A 20,715-nucleotide genomic window follows, 5' to 3' on the forward strand; every position below is an offset into this window, starting at 1 on the left:
CTGCTTTCGCAATAAAGCCGTTTTAAACCGGCGATTATTCTCTTATATAACCAATTATCAGATTATTGGTTTTTTTAAGAGATAAAATTTCTATGCATTTGTCCCCCTCTTCATTCTGCACAAGTATTGTTGATATCTTGTTACTGAACTCAGAGGCAGCATGACCGATTACAGTTCCTACAGGCCACAATCCGAAATAATAAACCATTAATTTTTTCTATTTCGACTCATATCTCTGGATAAACACCTTATCAGCAGAATATATACCCACTGCATAGGAAAAATTCCATCCAATAAGATAAAAACGCTATCATTAGCACATGGTCGAAATTTAACTCTGCATAACATTTAAATCAGCCGAGTATTATAACGCCAAGGAGATATGTAACAGATCATTACAAAACACTTGCCTGAACCACCAGGATAGTGAACATTACCTGCCGTTTTTCCTCCAGAATAACTATAAAGGCGATGCGCTTCGCAGACGTCGCCCTGAACAGCCCCCTTAAGACGGGACGTAAAAAAAGAGGTATTTGTGTCTACTGCAAACAATAAACCAACAGAAAGCGTGAGTTTGAACGCTTTCAAACAGCCACGCTCGTTCTATCTCATCTTCTCTATTGAGTTATGGGAGCGTTTTGGTTTCTATGGCCTACAAGGAATTATGGCCGTCTACCTGGTTAAGCAACTGGGTATGTCAGAAGCGGACTCGATCACCCTGTTCTCCTCCTTTAGCGCGCTGGTCTACGGCCTCGTCGCCATCGGCGGCTGGCTGGGGGACAAAATACTGGGTACCAAACGCGTTATTATGCTCGGCGCCATCGTTCTGGCTATCGGCTATGCTCTGGTCTCCTGGTCGGGTCACAATACTTCCATTGTGTATGTCGGCATGGCGACTATCGCCGTCGGCAACGGCTTGTTTAAAGCCAACCCGTCATCACTGCTCTCCACCTGCTATGATAAGAACGACCCCCGTCTGGACGGCGCATTTACGATGTACTATATGTCCGTCAATATTGGATCCTTCTTCTCTATGCTGGCAACGCCCTGGCTGGCCGCAAAATTTGGCTGGAGCGTGGCGTTCGCGCTGAGCTTTGTTGGACTGATGATTACCATCGTAAACTTTGCTTTTTGTCAGCGCTGGGTTAAGCAGTACGGTTCCAAACCTGATTTTGAACCGCTGCATGTGGGTAAACTGCTGGCCACTATCGCTGGCGTCGTGGTTCTGATTACCGTGGCGACCTGGCTGCTGCACAACCAGGGAATCGCGCGTATGGCGCTGGGCGTCATTGCGCTGGGCATCATCTTTATCTTTGCTAAAGAAGCCTTTGCGATGCAGGGCGCGGCCCGTCGTAAAATGATCGTCGCGTTTATTCTGATGCTGCAGGCGATCATCTTCTTCGTGCTCTACAGCCAGATGCCAACGTCTCTCAACTTCTTTGCGATTCGTAACGTTGAGCACTCCCTGCTGGGTATCGCTTTCGAACCCGAGCAGTACCAGGCGCTGAACCCATTCTGGATCATTATCGGCAGCCCAATTCTGGCCGCCATTTATAATAAAATGGGCGACACCTTACCGATGCCAATGAAGTTTGCTATTGGCATGGTCCTCTGTTCCGGCGCGTTTCTCGTGCTGCCGCTGGGCGCTAAATTCGCCAGCGACGCAGGCATTGTGAATGTCAGCTGGCTGGTTACCAGCTATGGCCTGCAAAGCATTGGTGAGCTGATGATTTCCGGGCTGGGCCTGGCAATGGTCGCCCAGTTGGTGCCGCAGCGTCTGATGGGCTTCATTATGGGGAGCTGGTTCCTGACCACCGCGGGCGCGAACATCATCGGTGGCTATGTTGCAAACATGATGGCAGTGCCGGAAAACGTCACAGACCCGCTAATGTCTCTCGACGTGTATAGCCGTGTGTTCCTGAACATCGGCGCCACAACCGGCGTTATCGCGCTTCTGATGCTGCTGACGGCACCGAAGCTCAACCGGATGACCCAGGACGAGGACAAAGCGGCAAGCGTCAGCGATACCGCTACGGCGTAAGCTATCCAGGGGCACATCAATTTAACCCGTTAACCCGCTTGTGTTTGTGAGGCATCTTCGTCACTCAGGCCAGCGGGTTTTTCACACATTTTTCTCTGCAACGTGAGCCGCATTTCCGCTTACCTGGCGACGGATAGCGTACTTTTGTTTTGCCCCATCTTACTTCTCGTGCCGTTGACCATAAAACCTCCCCATCTATGCAAGGCGTGAACGACGCGCGACCACCCCGTATCACTCGCGCGCGGTTAGCAGTTTTTTTTTATTACAGGGAGGACTAACATACACAGAACTGCAGCCACGAGGAATTACCGATGAAACTGTTCTACAAACCCGGCGCTTGCTCTCTTGCTTCGCATATCGCCCTACGCGAAAGTGGTCTGGATTTCACTTTGCAAGGCGTCAACGTCATGACAAAACGCCTCGAAAACGGGGGAGATTATCTGCAGATCAACCCGAAAGGTCAGGTACCGGCGCTCCTGCTTGACGATGATGTGCTGCTGACAGAGGGCGTCGCCATTATGCAATATATTGCTGACCGGGTAGCCGATCGTCAACTGCTGGCACCGGTGGGAAGCATCGCCCGCTACCAGACGCTGGAATGGTTAAACTACGTGGCGACAGAGCTGCATAAAGGCTTTACGCCCCTGTTTCACCCGGATACTCCGGAGGATTACAAACCCGTCGCGCGCGCGCAGCTGGATAAAAAAATGCGCTATGTCGATGAGTGTCTGCAGGACAAAGAGTGGATTAACGGACACCGTTTTACCATCGCCGATGGCTATCTGTTCACCGTACTGCGCTGGGCGTATGCCGTGAAGCTGGATATGTCTGGCTACGGCAATATTGCGACGTGGATGCAGCGCGTTGCCGCGCGCCCTGCTGTTGCCGCGGCCATGGAAGCGGAAGGTCTGAAGTAAGAAGAATACTTGCCCGACGCGGGTCGGGCAATTTCCCGATGCTTATAGCTGCGTAGCGCTAAAATTATGTTCGGGACAGGCGATACGATCCTGCGCCGCCACAACCTGCAGCTCATACTCTTGCATATTTTTCGTCGCCAGCATAATTTCATATACTGCTGCGGTAACGTGCTCCAGCGCATCGCGCAAGTTCGCGCCCTGCAACAGTTTTACCAGCAGCAATCCGCTGGTCACGTCGCCAACGCCTACCGGCTGACGCATACCAAAATCCACCAGCGGACGGCTAATGTGCCAGGACTCATGAGCCGTCACCAGCAACATCTCGAAGCGATCCATACTCAGGCCAGCACGGGAAAGATGTTTTACCAGCACCACTTCCGGCCCCTGGGCAATTAACTCGCGCGCGGCTGCAACCGCGTCACGCACGTTAGCCACCGGGTGTCCACAGAGGATCTCCAGTTCAACTAAATTTGGCGCAATGATATCACTTGCCGGTAGCGCATAGCGCACGTGAAACTCCGCCACACCGGGCGCCACAATGCATCCCTTTTCCGGGTGCCCCATTACCGGGTCGCAAAAATATTTCGCCGCCGGATTTGCAGCCTTGACCTGACGCACGATCCCGAGAATATGTTCGCCCTGTTCAGCCGATCCAAGATATCCGCTTAACACCGCATCGCAGCGCTGTAGCTGATTAATATCGGCGATCCCCTGCACAATTTCCGTTAAATGCGCTGGCGGCATCACGCATCCCGTCCATTTGCCGTATTGGGTATGGTTAGAGAATTGTACGGTATTAAGCGGCCACACATTGGCGCCGAGACGGCGCATCGGAAATTCAGCAGCGCTGTTGCCCGCATGGCCAAAAACGACGTGAGACTGGATGGCGAGAATATTCTTCATTTTGATTACCTGAGAGCAAAAATAAGGGGCGTGGTTTCCCACACCCCTGCCTTTACGCAACTACTTCCAGCAAACCAGACAGTAATTTTTCTTACCGCGACGGAGTAAGGTATAGCGGCCAAACAGGCGATCGCTATCGGCAAAGACATATTCCGGATCGGACTGTTTTTCACCGTTGATGGTCACCGCATTAGAGGCGATGGTTTTACGCGCCTGACCACGAGACGGTTGCAGTTCGGAATCCACCAGCGCCTGCATCAGATCCGCGCCTTTGTCCATCTCGATCATCGGCACGCCATCTTGCGCCAGTTGTTCGAAATCAGCTTCGCTGAGATCGCTCAGATTACCGTTGAACAGGCTTTCAGTAATACGTTTCGCCGCAACCAGACCATCTTCGCCATGCACCAGGCGCGTGACCTGCTCTGCCAGCACATACTGGGCGCGCGGCGCTTTACCGCTGTTCTTATCTTCTTCTTCCAGCGCATTGATCTCGGCAATGTCCATGAAGGTGAAGAATTTCAGGAAGCGGTACACGTCAGCATCTGCGGTGTTGATCCAGAACTGGTAGAACTTGTACGGACTGGTCTTTTTCGGGTCCAGCCATACCGCGCCGCCTTCGGTTTTACCGAACTTGGTGCCATCCGCTTTGGTGATCAGCGGAACGGTCAGACCAAACACCTGGTTCTGATGCAGACGACGGGTCAGATCGATACCGGAGGTGATGTTGCCCCACTGGTCAGAGCCGCCGATTTGCAGCGTAACGCCGTGCAGTTTATTCAGGCAGGCAAAGTCATAACCCTGCAACAGGTTATAGGAGAACTCGGTAAAGGAGATGCCCTGATCGTCACGGTTCAGACGCTGCTTCACCGCTTCTTTGTTGATCATCTGATTGACGGAGAAGTGCTTGCCGATGTCGCGCAGGAAGGTCAGCACATTCATGCCACCAAACCAGTCGTAGTTATTCGCCGCAATGGCGGAATTATCACCACAGTCAAAATCGAGGAACGGTGCAACCTGCTTGCGGATTTTATCCACCCACGCCTGCACCGTCTCTTCGGTGTTCAGTTTACGCTCAGCGGCTTTAAAACTCGGATCGCCAATCAGACCGGTCGCGCCGCCCACCAGCGCAACGGGCTTATGGCCCGCCAGTTGAAAGCGTTTCAGGCATAACAATGGAACAAGATGCCCCAAGTGCAAGCTATCGGCGGTAGGGTCGAAGCCGCAATAGAGCGCGATCGGGCCTTGCGCCAGTCGCTCTGCTAACGCTTCTTCGTCCGTCACCTGGGCTATCAGCCCCCGTTCCTGCAATTGTTTAATCAAGTTACTGCTTGCCATCAAATTCTCCATGTATAAAACGACTGCACCTTGGCCGGTACACGACTTTTCGCCAGACGCGAAAAAATATCTACATAAAATTATTCAGGTTGCATTGCGCGGCGGGCATGTAAGACACCGGGACCTGGATCAGGAAAGTCCCCGGTGGACAAGCGCAGCTGACGAAGATGCAGCATGAAAAATGAAGCGTATAGAATAAAGCGCCGGGCCACATAGCACCAGCGCTTAACACAACATTTTTGTGCCCTTTATGGCGCCAGACGGTCGATCTGCCAGCCGCTGTTTTGCTGCTGGTACAAAAAACGATCGTGCAGTCGATGTGCGCCGCCCTGCCAGAACTCCATTTGTTCAATGCTGACGCGGAATCCGCCCCAGAAGCTCGGCAGGGGGACCTCACCCTGTTGGAATTTTTGCTTCAGCTCAAGGAACTTACTCTCGAGGATACCGCGCGCCGAAATGCGGCTGGACTGCTGCGACACCCAGGCGCCAATCTGGCTGTCACGCGGACGACTGTGGAAATACTTGACCACGTCCAGCGTCGACAAACGTTCCGCTTTGCCGACAACCATCACCTGCCGCTCCAGCATATGCCAGGGGAAAAGCAGACTGACACGGGGATTTTTTTCAATCTGATGCGCTTTGCGACTTCCCATATTGGTATAAAACACCAGCCCTTTTTCGTCATAGTGTTTTAACAAAACGGTACGCTGGTAAGGCTGCAGATTTTCATCAACGGTCGCCACCACCATCGCCGTCGGGTCAGCGAGTTTGGCATCGCAAGCCTGGCGCAGCCAACGCTCAAATAGCGCCAGCGGTTCGGCAGGAAGGTCGCGGCGACGCAGGCCGCCACGGGTATATTCACGGCGCAGATGCGCAATTTGCTGCAATTCGTCGTAATCAGGCATGGCAAATGAGAAAGTAGTCAACGGGTGGCGCCATTGTGCGCTCCCCAGGCTGAAATCTCAACGGCTGGCGGTCTGCAACCGGCAGTTTTCCAGCACAATGCGATCGCGTTTATAGACGGTGGCGCTGTCGCCTTTCGACCAGAAGACATAAATTCCATCGGTATAGCGCGCGCCCGAGGCGGATAACCCCTGCTGCAAATTTAACAACTGGTTATCGTAAATAAAGCTGACCTGCTGGCGGACATTATTGAGGTGAACGGTTAACGGTTTCTGGTCGCACTGATACGCCAGGGTATCCGTATTCATCCGCTCCACAAACTGGTTGTAGTAGCTACAACCCGCGAGCATAAAAGGTACAGCAAGGATAAGTATTTTTTTCATCAATTTTCCTTCAACTTTCCCGGCCCGGGAGAACATCATGCTCTCTCACAACGCCATCCAGTTTACGGACAAACCCGCGCGGATAATTTCAGTTAACTCTTATTCTGTGCTGGATTGGCCGGGAAAATGGCACCCAATATTGACGCTTGCGACGCACCGGTAACCGACGGGAGATTCCCGGGTAACCCGGCGAGCGTCCGCCAGGCCAGCCATGCAAAAGCCAGTGCTTCCATATCGTCACCGCGAATGCCTGCTTCATCGGTGGTCGACACTTCGGTTCCCGGCAGCAGCGCCGCCAGACGCGCCATCAGCAGCGGATTGCGCGCACCGCCGCCGCATACCAGCAAACGCTCGCAGCCACCGCTTAGCAATACCTGTTCACTGATACTTACCGCCGTCAGTTCAGCCAGTGTCGTCTGTACGTCCTGGGCGCGAAGCGCCGGATAACGTGTCAAATGCTGCGCGAGCCAGCCATAGTTGAAGTATTCCCGGCCGGTGCTCTTTGGCGCGGGGAGCGCAAACCACGGATCGCTTAACATATCCTGCAGCAATGGCAGAATAACTTTCCCTTCGCTGGCCCACTGGGCATCTTGATCGTAGGGCTTACCGCACTGACGCCAGATCCACGCATCCATCAACATATTGCCGGGGCCGGTATCGTAGCCGCGTACCGGCTGCCCCGGCACCAATAAAGAGAGATTGGCGATACCGCCAATATTGAGAATCATGCGGCGCTCCACCGGATGCGCCAGCAGCGCATGGTGGAATGCCGGAACCAGGGGCGCTCCCTGCCCGCCCAGCGCCATATCGCGGCGGCGAAAATCGCCAACCACCGTTACGCCGGTGCGCGCGGCGATCTGATTATTATCGCCAATCTGCATGGTATTCGGCGCATCGCCTGTCGGCTCATGCCAGACCGTCTGCCCGTGGCACCCAATCGCGACGATTTCCGCTGCCTGCAACTTCTCCTGCCGCATCAGAGCCAGAACCGCATCAGCGAACAGTCGCCCCAGTCGCGTATCAAGTTGCCCGAGCTGTGATAGCGTCAGCGACTGTCCCTGGCAAATAGCCAGAATCTCATCTTTGATGGCGATCGGGATGGGGTACGTCAGGCTGGCCTGCTGGGCGACCAGGTTTTCATTAATTGCCGCGAGAACAACATCAATACCATCAAGGCTGGTGCCGGACATGACGCCGATAAAACGACCCGATTTCATACGCGTTCCTTCATTCCATGATTGTCGTAGAACTCACACTCCACCATAAAGCGGGGGACAATACTATGCCGCGATAATATTTTTTAACAATGATGTACCGTGATAATTCTTCGCGTAAAGATAGGATGTTTAGTTCATGTTGAGACAACTCTGATTATTATTTTTTGTATAGTCACTGCATCTGCTATGCCAGCAGACGCTTAAATGCCATATAATTGGCTACAAGGAAGTTCAACAGAACGCTTCTTGGTGAACAGGAGATTCATAAATGATTTTACGTGTTTTGGCTGTCTCGATGATTGGTTTTACGCTTGCAGGCTGCGTCAGTAGCAGCGGCCTTTCTGGTGATGTTTACTCCGCATCTGAAGCTAAACAGGTCCAAAGCGTGACCTACGGCACCATCGTGCATACCCGCGCAGTCCAGATTCAGGGCGGCGATGAGAACAACGCGATTGGCGCTATCGGCGGCGCGGTACTGGGCGGCTTCCTGGGTAATACCATTGGCGGCGGCGCAGGTCGCTCGCTGGCAACGGCGGCAGGCGCCGTCGCGGGGGGCGTCGCTGGCCAGGGAGTTCAGAGCGCCATGAACAAAACCCAGGGCGTCGAGCTGGAAATCCGCAAAGATGATGGTAATACCATCATGGTGGTACAGAAACAAGGCGACACCCGCTTCTCCGTCGGCCAGCGCGTAGCAATTGCCGGCAGCGGCAGCCAGGTCACCGTATCGCCACGTTAAAACATGCTGGTGCGGCCCTCTTCGGGCCGCGTAACGTTGCCAGTGGCTTAATGGCTTCGCTGTGGATTTCCCCTCAGGCAACCGCCAGACGCTTCGACACCCCACCCTCTGCGGTGAAATCCGGCCTTGAGCACACGCCAGGCCACATGAGCTTAATCTTTTGCCTGAAGATCAAGGATATTTTGTTCGAGCTTACGAATTAAATTCAGCAATGTTTCCACTTCTTGCGACGAGACGCCTGCCAGAATTTCATGGCGCGTTTTCCCGATGACCTCTTCCATTTTATCGATCAACGGTTCCGCTTTATCTGTAAGCCTGATGCGCTTCGCACGGCGATCGTTTGCGCATGTCTGCCGAGAAATAAGCCCTTTCTCCTCCAGCTGATCGAGCGTGCGAACCAGTGACGGTTGCTCGATACCAATGGCTTTCGCCAGCTGAATCTGCGACTGCTCAGGCGGGAGCTGATGAATGTTATGCAGCGTGACCCAGTGCGTCTGCGTTAACTCCAGAGGTTTCAGGCGATGGTCGATTAGCGCACGCCAGACGCGGACTAAACGAGCCAGATCAGAACCAAGTGGCGATTCCAATTTCATCTCCTTATAATTAGCTTGCTAAGTTATTATGCTGATTTTAGAATAGTGTGCAGCATTTAAATTACCAAAACAAATGAATTACCAGATTCATTAAAATCAAAATAATGATTTATCATGTAAATAGTCGCATCGCATTAACATTCATCCTGCAACGGCAAAGGATTTTTGCTTGTGAAACTGAGTCTTAACACTGACGGATTGTCGCTCCAGGACCTGGTGTTCGGCGCTTCGGTCTACTTCCCTCCTTTCTTTAAGGCAGTGCTGTTGGGCTTTTTTATCTGGTTGATCATCCATCGCCAGCTTCGCGACTGGATGTACGCCGGTGAGATCTGGCACCCGCTGCTCATGGATCTGTCGTTCTTTGCGCTCTCAGTCTGTCTGGCGCTGGTTTTACTGACCATCTGGTAATGTTCATTGCATGAAAACACTAAAATATCTCTCCACGCTGCTGATCACCGCGCTTGCCATTATTGCCGCCTGGCTGGTCTGGAACTACTACACTCAATCGCCATGGACAAGGGACGGCAAGGTACGCGCCGAACAAGTCAACATTACGCCCCAGGTTTCCGGCAGCATCATGCAACTGAATGTGCACGACAACCAGTTGGTTAACGCTGGCGACGTGTTGTTCAGAATTGATGACGCTCCCTATAAAATTGCCATTCTCAACGCCCAGGCACAACTGGCTAAGGCCCAGGCGGACGTCGCCACGGCCCAGGCTGAACAGAAAAATGCCGCCAGCGTTGCCGGGCGCAGGCGTCATCTTACGCAGAACGCCATCTCAGCGGAAGATCTGGAAAACGCCAATACCGCACTGAATACCGCGAACACGAATCTTGAAGCGGCGAAAGCGGCGGAGGATGTGGCCCGCGCCACGCTCAAACACGCCCAATGGCAGTTGGCGAAGACCGAGATCACTGCACCGGTTGATGGCTGGGTAACCAATCTCTCGACCCGTGTCGGTGATTACGCCACCACCGGCACCCCGGTTTTCGCGCTCATCGATAGCCACTCCTTCTACGTAATAGGTTATTTTGAAGAAACGAAATTGCGTAATATTCATTCCGGCGATCGGGCGCAAATTATTCTCTACAGCAATCAGAAAAAGTTACAGGGTCACGTAGAGAGTATCGGTCGCGCGATTGTCGACCAAAGCGTAGAGAGCAGCGATGCGCTGGTGGCGGATATTAAGCCGAATATTCCATGGGTTCGTCTTGCCCAGCGCGTACCGGTTCGTATTGCGTTTGACTCTCTCCCGCCCGATACCACACTGGTCTCAGGCACCACCTGTACCGTGGCAATTGGCGCGCCATAATGAAACTGCAGGCGCTGACATGGCGCTCGCTGCCGTGGGTTAAAGCCAGTCGTGCGCAGTGGCGCTATGCCCTGCGTAACGGCATCGCGATGTGTCTGGCGCTGAGTATCGCCTACTGGCTGGATCTTGATGAGCCCTACTGGGCGATGACCTCTGCTGCCGTCGTCAGCTTTCCCACCGTCGGTGGCGTGATCAGTAAAAGTTTTGGCCGTATTGCCGGTAGCCTGCTCGGCGCCGGAGCGGCGCTGCTGCTGGCCGGGCATACGCTCAACGATCCCTGGCTGTTTCTCTTTAGCATCTCAGCGTGGATAGCCCTCTGCACCTGGGCCTGCGCAATGTTCACCAATAACGTCGCCTACGCCTTCCAGCTTGCCGGCTACACCTGTGCGATTATCGCCTTCCCGGTGATTAATATCACTGACGCAAACGAACTTTGGACCATCGCCCAGTCTCGCGTCTGCGAAGTTATCGTCGGTATTCTCTGCGGCGGACTGATGATGATGATATTACCCAGCACCTCCGATGGCACAGCCCTGCTGAGCGCGCTAAAGAACATGCATGCCCGTCTGCTGGAACACGCCAGCCTGCTATGGGTCCCGGAAACCACCGAGGCGATCCGCGCCGCGCACGAAAGCGTCATTGGGCAAATAATGACCATGAATCTGCTGCGTATTCAGGCATTCTGGAGCCACTATCGTTTTCGTCGGCAAAACCCGCTGCTGAATTACTTGCTGCACCGGCAGTTGCGCATGACCAGCGTTATTTCAAGCCTGAGACGCATGCTGCTCAACTGGCCCACGGCACCCGCAGGCACACGCCAGATCCTGGAAACCCTGTTAAGCGAACTGGCCAATTCACATACCGACAGCTATAGCATTTCCCGTCTTATCGCGCCTCTGGCTCCGCCTGCCGACGCAGACTACCGGCATATTGCCTTCTGGAAGCGCCTGCGCTATTTCTGCCGCCTCTATCTGGAAAGCAGCCGCTGGCTTACGCGTATCGAAAACGCAACCGCCATCACCGAATTTAATGTCCCTTCCGCACCTGCGCTGACCCGCCACACCGACCAGGCCGAAGCCCTGTGGAATGGCGTACGTGCTTTTTGCGCGCTGGTCATGGTCGGCGCGTGGGGGATCGCCACCCAATGGCAATCCTGCGCCGCGGCGTTAACCCTCGCGGCTATCTGCTGCGTGCTCTATTCGCTGTCACCCTCTCCGTTCAAATCATTAACGCTGTTAATGCGCACCCTGATCCTGCTGTCATTGTTCAGCTTTATCGTTAAATTCGGGCTGATGGTGCAGATAACCGATTTATGGCAGTTTCTGCTGTTCCTCTTTCCATTGCTGACGACCATGCAGTTACTTAAACAGCAGATGCCGACGCTGGCTGGCCTATGGGGACAGCTTATTGTTTTTATGGGATCTTTTATTTCGGTGACCAATCCACCGGTTTATGATTATTCGACATTTCTCAACGACAATCTCGGGAAAATTATTGGCGTCGGCCTTGCGTGGCTGGCGTTCGCGGTTATCAGCCCCGGTTCCGATGCCCGTAAAAGTCGCCGCCACATCAGAACGTTACGGCGTCACTTTGTTGACCAGCTTAGCCACTATCCGCAGCATAGTGAACATGAGTTTGAATCGCTGGTTTACCATCACATCAGTCAGTTAAGTCATAGTCAGGATGCGCTGGCGCGCCGCTGGCTGCTGCGCTGGGGCGTGGTATTACTTAACTGCTCCCATGTCGTCTGGCAATTGCGCGAATGGGAAACCCGCTCCGACCCACTCTCGCAAGTGCGCGATTTGTGTATTAGCCTGCTGCGGGATGTGATGAGCGAGCGAGGCGTGCAGCAGCGGCCCCTCGCCGCAACGCTTGAAGAACTACAGAAAATCTGCGATGCCCTTAACCACCACCACCAGCCAGCGGCAAAAGCGCTGGCGGCGATTATCTGGAGACTGTGGTGCGCACTCTCGCAGCTTGAACAGGCGCCGGTGGCCGGGACGATTAGCGAAAGAACACGCTAATGTGCCCGAACCCGGAATGCTCAACGCACAATGCGCCGAAGCAACGCCTGCTTCAGATGATTACGGCACGTCGTAACCCAGCGCCGCCTTACGGATGCGGAACCACTGCTGGCGGGACATCTTCAGTCTCTCCGCGACAATGGCGGCACTCACGCGCTCAATTTTTCCTGACCCAATAATCGGCAGCGGCAGCGAAGGCAAACGCAGGATCCAGGCGTAAATGACCTGCTCGATACTTTCCGCATTAAGCTCCCCGGCAACCCTGACCAGCTCATCACGCAGCGGCTGGAAGCTTTCGTCGCTAAACACTCGCCCACCACCAAGACATGACCAGGCCATTGGCCGGATACGCAACTGCTGGAGCTGATCCAGCGTACCATCAAGCAGCAATGATTGATGCACCGGAGAAATTTCCACCTGGTTAGTTGCCAGCGTAAACGGCAGTCGCGACTGCAACAGGCTAAATTGGGCGGGTGTGAAGTTGGATACGCCGAAATGACGCACCTTCCCGCTATGATGTAAACTGAGAAAAGCTTCTGCCACTTCATCGGCATCCATCAGCGGGTCAGGCCGATGAATAAGCAGCAGGTCGAGACGATCGGTTGCCAGATTGCGTAACGATTGCTCTGCGCTGAGCACAATATGATTGCGGTCGGTAATATAGTGACCGATGGTATTTTCCGCCCGCGCCCTGGTGGCAATCCCGCATTTGGTGACAATTTCCATCCGTTCACGCAGGTGCGGGGCCCGCTTCAACGCTTCGCCAAACGCCGCCTCACAGCGATAGTCACCATAAATATCGGCGTGATCGATGGTTGTGATCCCCAGATCCAGGTGTTGCTCAACAAAGCTCACCAGCGCTTCGATGGACATATTCCAGTCCATCAAACGCCAGTAGCCCATCACAAAACGAGAGAATTCCGGCCCCTGCGGGGCCATAGCAATACGCTGAACCATAACCGCTTCCTCAACAAAAAAGTCTCCTGAGTATACGCAATTTTATGCTTAAAACAGTGAGGGTTGCTGAGGTTCTTCCGCACTATCCTGTTTCGCTGCACGCAGTTTGCGCAGCAGCCGCTGGCGGCATAAACGCAGAACCTCCTGCTTCTGCGCATCGCTCATCTTCAGCCAGTTAAAACGCTCATCCCGACTACGCAGACACCCCCGACAGTAGCCGCGTTCATCAGACTGACAAATCCCCCGGCACGGGCTTTGTATCGGGAAGAATTCCAGTTGTTCAGGCACCATACCTCTCCTGTCAGCGCGTACTTATTTTATTGAAGACGTTTCAGCCGTCGTTCGCAAATTTTGTTTATCATCACTCGCGTCAGACGACATTTTATTTATCACTTGTAATAGACCAATCGGTCTATTACAGTGGGCGCTATGAATAGATACAGCGAATGTAATACCCGAGAACATATCCTGGCCACGGGCGAGCAACTCTGCATGCACCGTGGTTTTACGGGTATGGGTCTGAGCGAACTACTGAAAACAGCGGAAGTGCCGAAAGGCTCTTTCTACCACTATTTTCGCTCCAAAGAGGCCTTTGGCGTCGCGCTGCTAGACCACCATTACGCCGGGTATCTTCAGCGCCTGGTGGCACTTTTTAACCACGGCGAAGGTAACTATCGCGACCGCCTGCTGGCCTACTATCAGCAGACGCTGACGGAATTTTGCCTGACGGGGGTAATCAGTGGGTGTCTGACGGTAAAACTGTCGGCTGAGGTGTGTGATTTATCGGAGGATATGCGCACCGCGATGGATAAAGGCGCCAGCCAGATTATCGCCCTGCTGAGCGACGCGCTGGAGAAAGGCCGCCAGGAAGGGAGCCTGGCGTTTAATGGTGATGCATTGATGCTCTCTCGGGTGCTTTACTCCCTGTGGTTGGGAGCCAACCTGCAGGCCAAGATTACGCGCTGCGCAACGCCGCTGGAAAGCGCGCTTGCCCACGTCAAAAATATTATTTCGTCGCCAGGCATGTAACAGGCGTTTTTATTTAATCAATTTCAAGACGACCGGTCTACTCAGGAGTTATTATGTCAGAATCAACGTTGTTTACCCCGTTGCAAGTGGGTGCGGTAACCGTAGCCAATCGCGTATTTATGGCTCCGCTGACACGTCTGCGGAGCATTGAACCCGGCGATATTCCAACCCCGCTGATGGGCGAGTACTATCGCCAGCGCGCCAGTTCCGGCCTGATTATTTCCGAAGCCACCCAGATTTCAGCGCAGGCCAAAGGCTACGCGGGGGCGCCAGGTCTGCATAGCCCGGAACAAATTGCCGCCTGGAAAAAAATTACCGCTGGCGTGCACGCCGAAAACGGGCATATGGCCGTTCAACTGTGGCATACCGGACGCATTTCACATAACAGTCTGCAACCTGGCGGCGCAGCCCCGGTTGCGCCATCCGCCATTAGCGCCGGTACCCGGACCTCACTGCGCGATGAAAACGGTCACGCTGTTCGCGTTGATACCTCAATGCCGCGCGCGCTCGAAACCGAAGAGATCCCGGGGATTGTCGATGATTTTCGCCAGGCGGTGAGAAACGCCCGCGATGCCGGTTTCGATCTTGTCGAACTGCACTCCGCCCACGGCTACCTGCTGCACCAGTTTTTGTCCCCTTCTTCTAACCATCGTACCGACCAGTATGGCGGCAGCGTTGAAAATCGCGCTCGCCTGGTGCTGGACGTGGTTGATGCGGCCTGCAAAGAGTGGAACGCCGATCGTATCGGTATTCGCGTCTCGCCAGTCGGCAGCTTCCAGAATGTCGATAACGGCCCGAATGAAGAAGCCGACGCGCTGTATCTGATTGAAGAGCTGGCTAAACGCAACATTGCTTATTTGCACATGTCTGAACCGGACTGGGCTGGCGGTCAACCGTACAGCAATGAATTCCGCCAGAAAGTGCGCGACCGTTTCCCTGGCGTGATTATTGGCGCGGGCGCGTATACGCTTGAGAAGGCCAATAACCTTATCGGTAAAGGGTTGATTGATGCGGTAGCCTTTGGTCGCGACTATATTGCCAACCCGGATCTGGTCGCTCGCCTGCAGAACAAGGCCGCACTGAATCCGCAACGCCCGGAAAGCTTCTACGGCGGCGGCGCGGAAGGCTATACCGATTACCCGACGCTGTAATCGCTTAATTGATAGCGGCGGGCTATCGCCGCTATACTCAACGTTCTGATGTATCAAAACTCATTGCATAGGGGACATTATGCGCCTACTTCACACCATGCTGCGCGTTGGCGATCTACAACGTTCAATTGATTTTTACACCAATGTACTGGGCATGAAACTGCTGCGCACCAGTGAAAACACGGAGTATAAATACTCGCTGGCATTCGTGGGTTACGGCGAAGAAAGCGATACCGCTGTTATTGAGCTGACCTATAACTGGGGTGTTGATAAGTACGACCTCGGTAGCGCCTATGGTCATATCGCGCTGAGCGTCGAAAACGCAGCGGAAGCCTGCGAGCGTATTCGTCAGAATGGCGGTAATGTGACGCGTGAGGCGGGCCCGGTTAAAGGTGGCACCACGGTCATCGCTTTCGTCGAAGATCCGGACGGTTACAAAATCGAGCTGATTGAAGAGAAAGATGCCGGCAAAGGCCTCGGCAACTGATCTGCTTCGGGCACCCAGGGTGCCCGCTGTTTTCTCCCCTTCCTGCTGCAAGGCGCGACAAAATTTGCCATAATGCGCGCTACTTTTTTTCCGCTAAGAGAATCTGATGTCCGAGAACGCTCAACTTAATGGTCTGTGCGACCGCTTTCGCGGTTTTTATCCCGTGGTAATTGATGTTGAAACCGCCGGATTTAATGCCAAAACCGACGCCCTGCTGGAGATCGCCGCTATTACGTTGAAGATGGATGAGCAAGGCTGGCTGAAGCCGGACGAAACGTTGCATTTTCATGTTGAACCTTTCGCGGGCGCGAATCTGCAGCCCGAAGCCCTGGCGTTTAATGGGATAAATCCAAACGACCCAGAACGCGGTGCGGTGAGCGAATATGATGCGCTGCACGCCATTTTCAAGATGGTACGTAAGGGGATGAAAGAGAGCGAGTGCAGTCGCGCCATCATGGTGGCGCATAATGCCACGTTCGATCACAGTTTTACGATGGCGGCGGCAGAACGCGCGGCCCTGAAACGTAACCCATTCCACCCGTTTGTCACCTTCGATACCGCCGCGCTAAGCGGGCTGGCGCTCGGTCAGACGGTCTTGTCAAAGGCCTGCATTGCCGCGGGAATGACTTTTGATAGCGCCCAGGCGCACTCGGCGCTGTATGATACTGAGCAAACCGCGCAGTTATTTTGCGAAATCGTTAACCGCTGGAAGCGTCTTGGCGGCTGGCCACTGGCCAAAACTGAAGAATAAGCGATAAAAAAGCGACTACATCAGCAGTCGCTTTTTTATTATTGGCAGCCGAATTACTCTGCTTTCGGCTCGTCGGTCTTGTACTTCGCGGCCGTTTCTTTGATCAACTGCTGCAGTTCGCCGCGCTGATACATTTCAATCACGATGTCACAACCGCCGACCAGCTCTCCATCAACCCACAACTGCGGGAAGGTCGGCCAGTTAGCATATTTCGGCAGCTCTGCGCGAATATCCGGGTTCTGCAGGATATCAACATAGGCAAAACGTTCGCCACAGGCAGAGAGCGCTTGTACAGCCTGGGCGGAAAAACCACAGCTCGGTAGTTTCGGCGACCCTTTCATGTACAGCAGGATTGGGTTTTCAGCGATTTGACGCTGGATTTTTTCTACAGTCGTACTCATTGTCGTGCTTCCTTAAACTTCTCTACGGCAGTAATCTGTCATTGTAGCGCTCTGAACGCAGGACCGATAATAACATTTTTTTCACTTGTCATATCTTATCTTCTGTCGACAAAAGTTGCCTTAAAAATATTATTTTATTGCCATCGGCGGCAACGCATTGCGTACTTTTCACCCGGCGAAACGGCTGCCGGACGTATTTTTTTGCAAATGTTAACCAAACGAGACTTTAGATACAAAAGAGTATTAACTTTCCGGGATTTTATGTTTTAGAATCGATGCGTTTTGTCTTTCATCGTCAGGCATCTGTATGTGTCTGTAATTTAACCAGAGGATTGCTCAGTGGCGCGTCTTAATAAAACCGCGATTTCGCTCTGTGCATTACTTTTCACATCGTTTTCTCTTACCCCCCTGGCGCATGCTTCCGGGCATACGCACACTTCTGCTTCACTAAAATCACATCAGGCCAAAGGCACTACCCCGGAGCGTAAGAAAAAAGCCGTAAGTTCCAGAAGCAAGAGCAGCGCCAGAACCTCCAGCAAGAAAACCTCGACCACCAGACGGATAACACACCCCACTTCCGGTACGCCATCAACCCAAACCGCGCTTCATCGTCAGGTCGCCAGCGCCACGAAAAAATGTGTGCTCCGCAAAGGCTATAAAAAATTGTGCGCAGGCCCGGCAAAACCGGTGGCTGAAAACAGGGTTGTCCGGGCCAGCGTCCAGAAAAAGTGCATCGTGCGTAAGGGGTATAAAACCCGCTGCCGCCCCATCGCCGACGAACGGAAGATCACCCTTTCCGAAGCGCACAAAATTCGGGTACAAAAAGCACAGAACACCGCCATGTCAAAACTGATGAATCAGATTGGCAAGCCCTATCGCTGGGGCGGTACCTCGCCGCGCACCGGGTTTGACTGCAGCGGTCTGGTGTATTACGCCTATAAAGATCTGGTAAAAATCCACATTCCGCGCACTGCCAATGAGATGTATCACCTGCGCGATGCCCGTCCGGTCGATCGCGACGAGCTGCAAAGCGGAGATTTAGTCTTCTTTCGTACCCGTGGGCGCGGTACCGCCGATCACGTCGGCGTCTATGTGGGCAACGGCAAGTTCATTCAGTCCCCGCGCACCGGTCGCGATATTCAGATAACCTCATTAAGTGAAGATTACTGGTTACGTCACTATGTTGGCGCCCGACGCGTTATGACGCCAAAAACGATTCGCTGATTCTGCCCCGTCGTGACGACGACGGGGTAACGTTCTCTTTTGTCACATCTTTTAATTTGCTACTATCACCTTGCGAAATACATGGTTATTACGCGTCCAATGCCCTGAATAATTTGCGTTGCATAACGAAGCGGGGAGCCGTTTTGTACAACGCCCGCGCGGTCCTTCATAGGGCACGCCTGGAGCGGACAAACTGCACGGGATGCAGCCGAAGTATGACGGGTATAACGATAAAAAGGAGAGTAGCAATGTCGTTTGAATTACCTGCATTACCATATGCAAAAGACGCCCTGGCGCCGCACATTTCCGCAGAAACCCTGGAATACCATTATGGCAAACACCACCAGGCCTATGTCACCAACCTCAACAACCTGATCAAGGGGACTGCGTTTGAAGGCAAAACCTTAGAAGAGATCGTGCGTTCTTCCGACGGCGGCGTCTTTAATAACGCAGCCCAGGTCTGGAACCACACCTTCTACTGGAACTGCCTGGCACCCAATGCGGGCGGCGAACCGGAAGGCGCACTGGCGGCAGCTATCGCTAAATCCTTCGGCAGTTTTGCGGATTTCAAAGCCAAATTCACCGACGCAGCCGCTAAAAACTTCGGCGCAGGCTGGACCTGGCTGGTGAAAAACGCCGACGGCAGCCTCGCTATTGTCTCCACCAGCAACGCGGGCACGCCGCTGACTGGCGATGCCACGCCGCTGCTGACCGTGGATGTCTGGGAACATGCTTACTATATCGACTACCGTAACGCTCGCCCGAACTATCTGGAGCACTTCTGGGCGCTGGTAAACTGGAAGTTTGTTGCCGCTAATCTGGCCGCCTAAAAGCAAACCGCAGAAAGATTGCCCTTTCTGCGGTTATTTTTTCAGTTCATGCAATATTAGTGGTTGGCGAAGGCTTCTTCCTGTTGCGTCCCGCCGCTGAACAGCACCAGCAAGAACGCGAGGCCAGCAATAATCGCGCCCATCACCGGGACAAACGCGTACCCCAGCCCAGCGGAAATCACCGCGCCGCCGACAGCCGCGCCCAGCGCATTCCCAAGATTGAAGGCACCGATATTCACTGATGAGGAGAGCCCTGGCGCCTCGTGAGCCAGCCGCATTACGCGCATCTGTAAAGGCGGCACCACCGCAAAGGTCGCCATGCCCCAGACAACCATACTGATAGCCGCGCCAGTCTGCGATTTGGCCAGCAGCGGAATGGCCAGCATAATCGCCATCAGCAACAACAAAAAGCCTTTTAACGTTCCGGTGACAGAACGGTCCGCAAATTTCCCGCCAAGGTAGTTACCCAATGAGAAGCCCACGCCAATCAGCACCAGCATGGCTGTAATAAACAGCGGAGACGCATTGTTGATCGTCCGCAGCACGGGCGAAATATAGGTATAGAGCGTGAACATCGCGCCAGCCCCCAGTACGGTCGTGAGCAAGGCCGATAGTACCTGCGGGCGCATCAGCACCGACAGTTCCTGCTTCACGTTCGGACGCTCCCCACTACTGCCTTTCGCCAGGGAAAACCACAGGCCTGTCATCGCCACGATACCCAGACCCGCCATAGCCAGAAACGACATACGCCAGCCGATGGTCTCACCCAGCCAGGTTGCTGCGGGAACACCGCCGATATTGGCAATCGTCAGCCCCATAAACATTGTCGCCACAGCGCTGGCCTGTTTATGTTTTGGCACCACGCTCGCCGCCACCACCGAACCTAAGCCAAAGAACGCGCCATGATTAAGACTGGTGATAATACGCGACAGCAGCAGCATGGTGTAATCCGGCGCAATTGCCGAGAGCACATTGCCTAAAGTAAAAATAGCCATCAGAAAAACCAGCGCATTTCTGCGCGCCCGATGAGAGAGCAATAACGTCATCAGCGGCGCACCGATCATGACGCCGATGGCATAGGCGCTAATCAACATTCCCGCCACCGGAATTGAAACATCCACGCCTTTGGCAATAACCGGTAACATGCCCATTGGGGAGAACTCGGTCGTACCGATACCGAAAGCCCCGATCGCCAGAGCAAGCAAGGGGAAATTAATTTTCATGCAAAACACTCCATCAGGCCGCCTTCTACAACGGCATTGCGTCAGAAGCTAAAAGCATGACATCAATCACAGAAAAGCAGAAGTAAACGAAATGGCAAAAGATTTTTGCAAAACGGATAATAATCGTCAGATAAAAAAGGGAGCGCGATGTCTCCCTGACGTGAAATTAGTTGTATTAGCTCAGACCTGATCTGACAGTTACCGGTTATTTATACAGGTATCTGTCAGATTACATCTGGCTTAAATTTTTCTCAGCCCAGATGCGTTTTCCATCAAGTAACGTTTCTATTGGCGT

The 20,715-nt window shown here is 53.6% G+C and carries 22 protein-coding genes; 12 read left to right on the forward strand and 10 right to left on the reverse strand.

What is annotated here, in order from left to right:
* Positions 1-535: 535 nt before the first annotated feature.
* Together dtpA and gstA are read left to right on the forward strand one after the other, a co-directional pair.
* Positions 536-2,041 (forward strand): dipeptide/tripeptide permease DtpA, encoded by a 1,506-nt coding sequence (dtpA, locus tag ABK821_RS22720; protein ID WP_138358899.1) that lies wholly within the window; start codon positions 536-538, stop codon positions 2,039-2,041.
* Positions 2,042-2,352: 311 nt separating this feature from the next.
* Positions 2,353-2,958, forward strand: coding sequence for a glutathione transferase GstA (gene gstA, locus ABK821_RS22725; RefSeq protein ID WP_138358897.1), 606 nt, complete (start codon positions 2,353-2,355; stop codon positions 2,956-2,958).
* A 42-nt stretch (positions 2,959-3,000) separates the two neighbouring features.
* On the opposite strand, the gene pdxY is transcribed toward gstA, so the two are convergent.
* From pdxY to anmK, 5 genes are all read right to left on the reverse strand, one after another.
* A complete protein-coding gene (pdxY, locus tag ABK821_RS22730; RefSeq protein ID WP_395034170.1) occupies positions 3,001-3,861 on the reverse strand; it encodes a pyridoxal kinase PdxY in 861 nt (286 codons plus the stop codon).
* Between the two features lie 60 nt (positions 3,862-3,921).
* Entirely contained in the window at positions 3,922-5,196 is a 1,275-nt protein-coding gene (tyrS, locus tag ABK821_RS22735; RefSeq protein WP_138358893.1) for a tyrosine--tRNA ligase, read from the reverse strand.
* Between the two features lie 248 nt (positions 5,197-5,444).
* Positions 5,445-6,101, reverse strand: a complete 657-nt coding sequence (gene pdxH, locus ABK821_RS22740) for a pyridoxamine 5'-phosphate oxidase (protein ID WP_138359023.1) — start codon at positions 6,099-6,101, stop codon at positions 5,445-5,447.
* 57 nt (positions 6,102-6,158) lie between these two features.
* Entirely contained in the window at positions 6,159-6,482 is a 324-nt protein-coding gene (gene mliC, locus ABK821_RS22745; RefSeq protein ID WP_138358891.1) for a C-type lysozyme inhibitor, read from the reverse strand.
* A 92-nt stretch (positions 6,483-6,574) separates the two neighbouring features.
* Positions 6,575-7,699, reverse strand: a complete 1,125-nt coding sequence (gene anmK, locus ABK821_RS22750) for an anhydro-N-acetylmuramic acid kinase (RefSeq protein WP_138358889.1) — start codon at positions 7,697-7,699, stop codon at positions 6,575-6,577.
* A gap of 268 nt (positions 7,700-7,967) precedes the next feature.
* On the opposite strand from anmK, the gene slyB reads away from it, so the two are divergent.
* The gene (gene slyB, locus ABK821_RS22755) at positions 7,968-8,435 is read left to right on the forward strand and encodes an outer membrane lipoprotein SlyB (RefSeq protein ID WP_138358887.1); all 468 of its coding nucleotides are present in this window, start codon (positions 7,968-7,970) and stop codon (positions 8,433-8,435) included.
* Positions 8,436-8,587: 152 nt separating this feature from the next.
* Here slyB and slyA read toward each other — a convergent pair whose 3' ends face one another.
* Positions 8,588-9,028: a transcriptional regulator SlyA gene (slyA, locus tag ABK821_RS22760; RefSeq protein WP_138358885.1), complete on the reverse strand. Its 441-nt coding sequence runs from the start codon at positions 9,026-9,028 to the stop codon at positions 8,588-8,590.
* Between the two features lie 171 nt (positions 9,029-9,199).
* Between slyA and ABK821_RS22765 the strand changes: the two genes are divergently transcribed.
* From ABK821_RS22765 to ABK821_RS22775, 3 genes are read left to right on the forward strand one after another with little or no spacing between them, the layout of a single operon-like run.
* A complete protein-coding gene (locus ABK821_RS22765) occupies positions 9,200-9,436 on the forward strand; it encodes a DUF1656 domain-containing protein (RefSeq protein WP_138358883.1) in 237 nt (78 codons plus the stop codon).
* A 10-nt stretch (positions 9,437-9,446) separates the two neighbouring features.
* The gene (locus ABK821_RS22770) at positions 9,447-10,343 is read left to right on the forward strand and encodes an efflux RND transporter periplasmic adaptor subunit (protein WP_395034171.1); all 897 of its coding nucleotides are present in this window, start codon (positions 9,447-9,449) and stop codon (positions 10,341-10,343) included.
* A complete protein-coding gene (locus ABK821_RS22775) occupies positions 10,343-12,367 on the forward strand; it encodes an FUSC family protein (RefSeq protein WP_138358879.1) in 2,025 nt (674 codons plus the stop codon). Before ABK821_RS22770 ends, ABK821_RS22775 begins: the two co-directional genes overlap by 1 nt.
* A gap of 60 nt (positions 12,368-12,427) precedes the next feature.
* Here ABK821_RS22775 and ABK821_RS22780 read toward each other — a convergent pair whose 3' ends face one another.
* Together ABK821_RS22780 and ABK821_RS22785 are read right to left on the reverse strand one after the other, a co-directional pair.
* Positions 12,428-13,324 (reverse strand): aldo/keto reductase family oxidoreductase, encoded by an 897-nt coding sequence (locus ABK821_RS22780; RefSeq protein WP_395034172.1) that lies wholly within the window; start codon positions 13,322-13,324, stop codon positions 12,428-12,430.
* A gap of 48 nt (positions 13,325-13,372) precedes the next feature.
* Positions 13,373-13,615: a DUF1289 domain-containing protein gene (locus ABK821_RS22785; RefSeq protein WP_171034808.1), complete on the reverse strand. Its 243-nt coding sequence runs from the start codon at positions 13,613-13,615 to the stop codon at positions 13,373-13,375.
* Positions 13,616-13,753: 138 nt separating this feature from the next.
* Here ABK821_RS22785 and ABK821_RS22790 point away from each other — a divergent pair, with 138 nt between their 5' ends.
* The 4 genes from ABK821_RS22790 to rnt all read left to right on the forward strand — a co-directional run bounded on the left by ABK821_RS22790 (position 13,754) and on the right by rnt (position 16,742).
* Positions 13,754-14,353 (forward strand): TetR/AcrR family transcriptional regulator, encoded by a 600-nt coding sequence (locus ABK821_RS22790; protein ID WP_138358875.1) that lies wholly within the window; start codon positions 13,754-13,756, stop codon positions 14,351-14,353.
* Positions 14,354-14,406: 53 nt separating this feature from the next.
* The gene (locus ABK821_RS22795; RefSeq protein ID WP_138358873.1) at positions 14,407-15,504 is read left to right on the forward strand and encodes an alkene reductase; all 1,098 of its coding nucleotides are present in this window, start codon (positions 14,407-14,409) and stop codon (positions 15,502-15,504) included.
* Between the two features lie 79 nt (positions 15,505-15,583).
* Positions 15,584-15,991 carry a lactoylglutathione lyase gene (gene gloA, locus ABK821_RS22800; protein WP_138358871.1) on the forward strand — a complete coding sequence of 136 codons (408 nt, stop codon included), beginning with the start codon at positions 15,584-15,586 and terminating at the stop codon, positions 15,989-15,991.
* Positions 15,992-16,097: 106 nt separating this feature from the next.
* Entirely contained in the window at positions 16,098-16,742 is a 645-nt protein-coding gene (gene rnt, locus ABK821_RS22805) for a ribonuclease T (protein WP_138358869.1), read from the forward strand.
* A 53-nt stretch (positions 16,743-16,795) separates the two neighbouring features.
* Here rnt and grxD read toward each other — a convergent pair whose 3' ends face one another.
* Positions 16,796-17,143 (reverse strand): monothiol glutaredoxin 4, encoded by a 348-nt coding sequence (gene grxD, locus ABK821_RS22810; protein WP_004862717.1) that lies wholly within the window; start codon positions 17,141-17,143, stop codon positions 16,796-16,798.
* A gap of 339 nt (positions 17,144-17,482) precedes the next feature.
* Between grxD and ABK821_RS22815 the strand changes: the two genes are divergently transcribed.
* Both ABK821_RS22815 and sodB read left to right on the forward strand, forming a co-directional pair.
* Positions 17,483-18,367 carry a C40 family peptidase gene (locus ABK821_RS22815; RefSeq protein ID WP_138358867.1) on the forward strand — a complete coding sequence of 295 codons (885 nt, stop codon included), beginning with the start codon at positions 17,483-17,485 and terminating at the stop codon, positions 18,365-18,367.
* A 248-nt stretch (positions 18,368-18,615) separates the two neighbouring features.
* Positions 18,616-19,197: a superoxide dismutase [Fe] gene (sodB, locus tag ABK821_RS22820; protein WP_142501385.1), complete on the forward strand. Its 582-nt coding sequence runs from the start codon at positions 18,616-18,618 to the stop codon at positions 19,195-19,197.
* Between the two features lie 56 nt (positions 19,198-19,253).
* Here sodB and ABK821_RS22825 read toward each other — a convergent pair whose 3' ends face one another.
* A complete protein-coding gene (locus ABK821_RS22825; RefSeq protein WP_138358863.1) occupies positions 19,254-20,420 on the reverse strand; it encodes an MFS transporter in 1,167 nt (388 codons plus the stop codon).
* Between the last annotated feature and the right edge of the window lie 295 nt (positions 20,421-20,715).

It is taken from the genome of Klebsiella sp. KE9456, assembly GCF_043832615.1.
GTDB lineage: Bacteria > Pseudomonadota > Gammaproteobacteria > Enterobacterales > Enterobacteriaceae > Klebsiella > Klebsiella indica.